Raw genomic sequence first — 4,360 nt, 5'->3', positions numbered from 1 at the left:
GGGTGACGGTACGGGTTACCGTCCCGCATCCTACAGAAGTCCCTGCCGCTACCCGTGCGGGAAATGAAGAGGCAGCGGAAACCGCAGTGGAAGACAAGGCAGCGGAAATTGCGATGAAAGATAAAGCACCGGCAATGGAAAAGGCGGCTGCGACGGAGAAAGTGACAGCAGCAGAGGAAACCGGCGCCGTGGAAAAAAACGGCCATACTCTCGCCCTTCGTGCCAACCTGCTGCGCTGGGCAACGCTCACTCCCGACCTCGGTATCGAATGGCGCGTCAGCCGCCACGTGGGTATCCTTGCAAACGGCTCGTGGACGTCGTGGTCATGGAGCGACAAAGACAGAAGATATGCCCTCTGGAAGGTATCGCCCGAAGTACGCTATTATATAGGAAAGGAAAACCGGGGTTACCTCGGTGTCATGTACCACATCGGCGAGTTCAACTGCAAGCTCGGAGCTACGGGCAGGCAGGGCGACTATCAGGGCGGCGGCATCACGGGCGGTTATCTGCTGGAGCTGAACCGGGCACTAAGTCTGGATTTCCATGCGGGCATCGGCTATACCCGTGCCGAATATGACAAGTACAAGATGACGGACGGCGTCCGGGTGCGCGAAGGCAGTGACAGCAGGAACTACTGGGGCGTCAACCAGCTCGGCGTCACACTGGTATGGAAACTTAATCAATGATAAAAAATACCGTTCACATGGACAGAATGACTATCCGCACGGACAAACGTGCAATTCCAATCATAAAATGGACCATCGCCGGCAAGTTGCTGACCTTTGCACTCGTCACCCTGCAACTGACCGGCTGCGTGAAGGACGACCTGTACAACACCCCGCATCCCGGCAAGGGAGCGGTACGGGTAACCACCGACTGGTCGGGAGCCTCTTCGGACGCCGTGCCGCCGCAGAGTTATACGCTGCGTATCGGCACGCGGGAACAGACGGCCGGCGGAACGGACAACGCTTTCAACGCCTTGTTTGAACCCGGCCGGCAAGACCTGCTGGTTTACCACCAGGCCGAAGGCATCACCCTCACCGGCCATACCGCCACCGTAAACACGCTGGCTGACGGCACGCTGGAACCAACGCCCGGCTACCTGTTTTCGGGAACGGAGGAGCTGGAAATCGTGAAGGACGACACTTTGGGAGTGACCGTGAAGATGGAGCAGCGCATCCGTAGCCTGACCCTGGCACTGAAGCTGAACCCCGGCGACGAAGAGCGCATCACTGCGACCTCCGCCACCCTGACAGGCATCGCTTCCGCCATCGATCTAAGGGACGGAGCAATTACCGCCGCCGGAGGAAAAGCAGTCGTGCCCGATTTTGCCCCCGGTACGGACGTCGGAAGGACGCGTGCAGCCGGACAGCCGGCATTGGCCGCCACGCTCCGGCTGATGGGCATCATGACCGGAGAACGGCAGATACTGACGCTTGCCGTCACCCTGACCGACGGAAGCGTGCAGACCTTCACCACCGATCTTTCCGAAGTTTTGAAGAACTTCGGTGAAAAGATGGAACCGCTGACGCTGGATGCCACGCTGGAACTGCCCGCCGAAGGCAGCTTCTCCGGCACCATCACCGGCTGGACGGAAGTGGACAACGGGCAGATAGAGATACATTGAGAATTGTAATCAGACTATAAAACGAATAAATAACGATCACTTATGAATGACAAAATGAATCATGGAGTCTCCCTATGGGGGATAGTTGCCGCTCTGGCACTGCTGACAGGCTGTAGCAACGACAATGAAGAAACAGGCACGCCGGCCAACGGACGCGTAGCCCTTGAAGTAACCGGCGGCATACAGGTGAACACCCGTGCCCACGACAATCAGTGGGACGCCAACGACGCCATCGGCATCTATATGCTGGCACCGGAAACTACCGAGGTGGCAGAGGATGCGAGAAACCGCCACTACACTACCAAAACCGGTGGAGAGACAGGAACTTTCCGCCCTGCGGAAGCCGGACAAACCGTCTACTTCCCCATAGACGGCAGCGAAGTGGACTTCCTTGCTTACTATCCTTACCGGACACCCTTGGAAAACGACGTGTATAAAGTGGATGTCAGCCGGCAGGAGGTGCAGAAGGACATCGACCTGATGGTATCGGAAGCCCCGGTGACGGGCGACAAGTTCAGTCCGGCAGTAGCCTTCCGCTTCAAACACCGGTTGGTGAATCTCCGGCTTACCATCAAGACCGACGGCAAAGTATTGACGGACGAAGCCCTCGAGGGGATGACAGTGGGTATCACCAGTCAGTCCACTACAGCGGACTTCGACGTATTGACCCGGACACTCTCCAATATCGGAGCCGACAAAACCGAACTGGAACTGCTCGTCACCAACCAGGGAAAGGCCTGCGAGGGCATCGTGCTCCCCAACACTACCACCGAAGGGATGCAGTTGGTGTTCACCTTGACAAACGGAGCAACGTTCAGGTGGAATATTCATTCCGCCGGCCAGTCGCAATCCTTTGTGGCAGGCAGCCAATATAAATATGGCATTACCATTACCGGAACAGGCCTTGAAGTGACTTCTACCGTAGCGGACTGGACACCGGGCAACGGTGAGGGTGAAAACGGCAATGCCGAGTGATTAAGCGAGAGCAGACCCGATAAATGAGAACCCAAACGTATGTATTATATTATAAACAAAGAACTAAAAATGAAAGCGAAATTAGTTATGACACTGGCAGCCGCCACAATGATACTGGCAGGTTGCAACACCGATGAGAACGAGATAACAGACTACTGGAACGGCGAGATACGCCTCACGAGCGGCGTGAGCGTGCAGACACGCGCCAACAACACCGACGTGCCCGACAAGCAGATAGCCGCCGGCCAGACGGTTTACACATGGGTGGACAAAGCCGCCGACAATGGTGCCACGGAATACATCAGCGCATGGACACTGACCGCCCAGGGCGACGGCACTTTCACCGGGAGCTCCCAGTATTATCCCACCGACGGTAGCAATCTGGATTTTTACGCGATGCACGGAAACTTTGCCTTCACCGAAGGTAGCAGTACTTTCCCCGCGTCAGCCATAACTCATACGGTAGCCGCTGACCAGAGCACCAACCTCGGAACCGCTTACTTGGACTCCGACCTGCTGTACGGGTTAAAGAAAGGGGTGGAGCGCAGCAAAAGTGCGGTAGACCTGACTTTCTACCATCTGCTGTCGAAGGTGGAAATAGCCCTGAAGCAGGGCGCAGGAAAACCCGCACTGAACGGGGCAACCGTTACCATCGAAAACACCCGGCTGAAAGCCGAATTTACCCCCGACAAGGAGGCCGACATCAACAATACAGACGTGTCAGTCGCGCAAGCAGCCCGTGCCGGGTTGGTCACTTGCCCGACAGGAGATAACGCCCCGGCTCCGATTACAATCGCCACGGAGGTTACGGACGATTTCTCCAGCGCCACCTATGCCGCCGCCATCATCGTGCCGCAAACCGTAGCGGCGGATACCAAATTCATCAAAGTAGCACTCGATGGCGGAACATTCTATTACAAAATCCCGGGTGGTTTAACATTCCAAAGCGGCAAGAAGTACCAATATAATATTACGGTGAACCAAACCGGACTGACTGTCAATTCAAAGATAGAGGACTGGACACCGGTCAGTGCAATAGAGGGCAGCGCCGAAATGGAGTAAGCCGCATCCGTAAACCGGATACGAAATTCAGCCATCCCGCACACAAGCGTAATGTGCGGAGGATGCAACCCATAGGGGTGGCACACGGGCAGCTTCGCCGCTGCCGGTGGCACAAATGATAATAAAAACAGAAAAATGATATGATGAACCAATCAAATCCATTCAGACATCTGGCGGTGGCGGGCTTCGCCTGCCTGATGGCCGCCTCGTGCAGCGATGTGACGGACGACAGCATCACCTTGCCGGACGGTAAATATCCCATGACGTTCACCGCCAGCGTGGATGGGCTCGCCGCCCCGAACCCCGCCTCCCGTGCCACGACCGATGTGAACGGCCAAACCTCGTGGCAGGAGAACGACCCCGTAGCCATCAGCATGGACGGCTGCGCGAACCATAAAGTGTATAAGATAAGCGATGCCAACATCGGTGCGATGCTTCCCGATGGCGAAGCAAACACCCTCTATTGGCAGAAGTCCGACGAAACGAAAACCCTTGCGGCATGGCATCCGGTGAGTTGCACCATCGGTAGTAACACCGGTAGCGGTGAAGTGAGCATCACCGACCAGCGTTCCGGTTTCGGGACATTGGAGAATATACTGCACGCCCCGGCACGGGATTATGCATACAGTAACGGTGGTTCCGTTGCCTTCACTTTCCGCCATGCGCTGGCAAAGGTGAAGGTTGCGCTAAAGAAAG

The 4,360-nt window shown here is 56.3% G+C and carries 5 protein-coding genes; all 5 read left to right on the top strand.

Annotation, left to right across the window (positions count from 1 at the left end; all coding sequences use genetic code 11):
* Window positions 1-686, top strand: a 686-nt coding sequence (locus HMPREF9446_RS15235; protein ID WP_245532292.1) for a DUF3575 domain-containing protein, incomplete at its 5' end; no start/stop codon positions are given.
* 17 nt (window positions 687-703) lie between these two features.
* The gene (locus HMPREF9446_RS15230) at window positions 704-1,627 is read left to right on the top strand and encodes a FimB/Mfa2 family fimbrial subunit (RefSeq protein ID WP_148345844.1); all 924 of its coding nucleotides are present in this window, start codon (window positions 704-706) and stop codon (window positions 1,625-1,627) included.
* Window positions 1,628-1,669: 42 nt separating this feature from the next.
* The gene (locus HMPREF9446_RS15225; RefSeq protein WP_009126623.1) at window positions 1,670-2,602 is read left to right on the top strand and encodes a fimbrillin family protein; all 933 of its coding nucleotides are present in this window, start codon (window positions 1,670-1,672) and stop codon (window positions 2,600-2,602) included.
* A gap of 69 nt (window positions 2,603-2,671) precedes the next feature.
* The gene (locus tag HMPREF9446_RS15220; RefSeq protein ID WP_039969785.1) at window positions 2,672-3,664 is read left to right on the top strand and encodes a fimbrillin family protein; all 993 of its coding nucleotides are present in this window, start codon (window positions 2,672-2,674) and stop codon (window positions 3,662-3,664) included.
* Window positions 3,665-3,804: 140 nt separating this feature from the next.
* Window positions 3,805-4,360, top strand: a 556-nt coding sequence (locus HMPREF9446_RS15215) for a fimbrillin family protein (RefSeq protein WP_009126621.1), incomplete at its 3' end; no start/stop codon positions are given.

It is taken from the genome of Bacteroides fluxus YIT 12057, assembly GCF_000195635.1.
In the GTDB taxonomy this organism is placed as follows: domain Bacteria; phylum Bacteroidota; class Bacteroidia; order Bacteroidales; family Bacteroidaceae; genus Bacteroides; species Bacteroides fluxus.
Note: the sequence above shows the minus strand (reverse complement) of the source record. Positions and strands in the feature narration are given on the sequence as shown.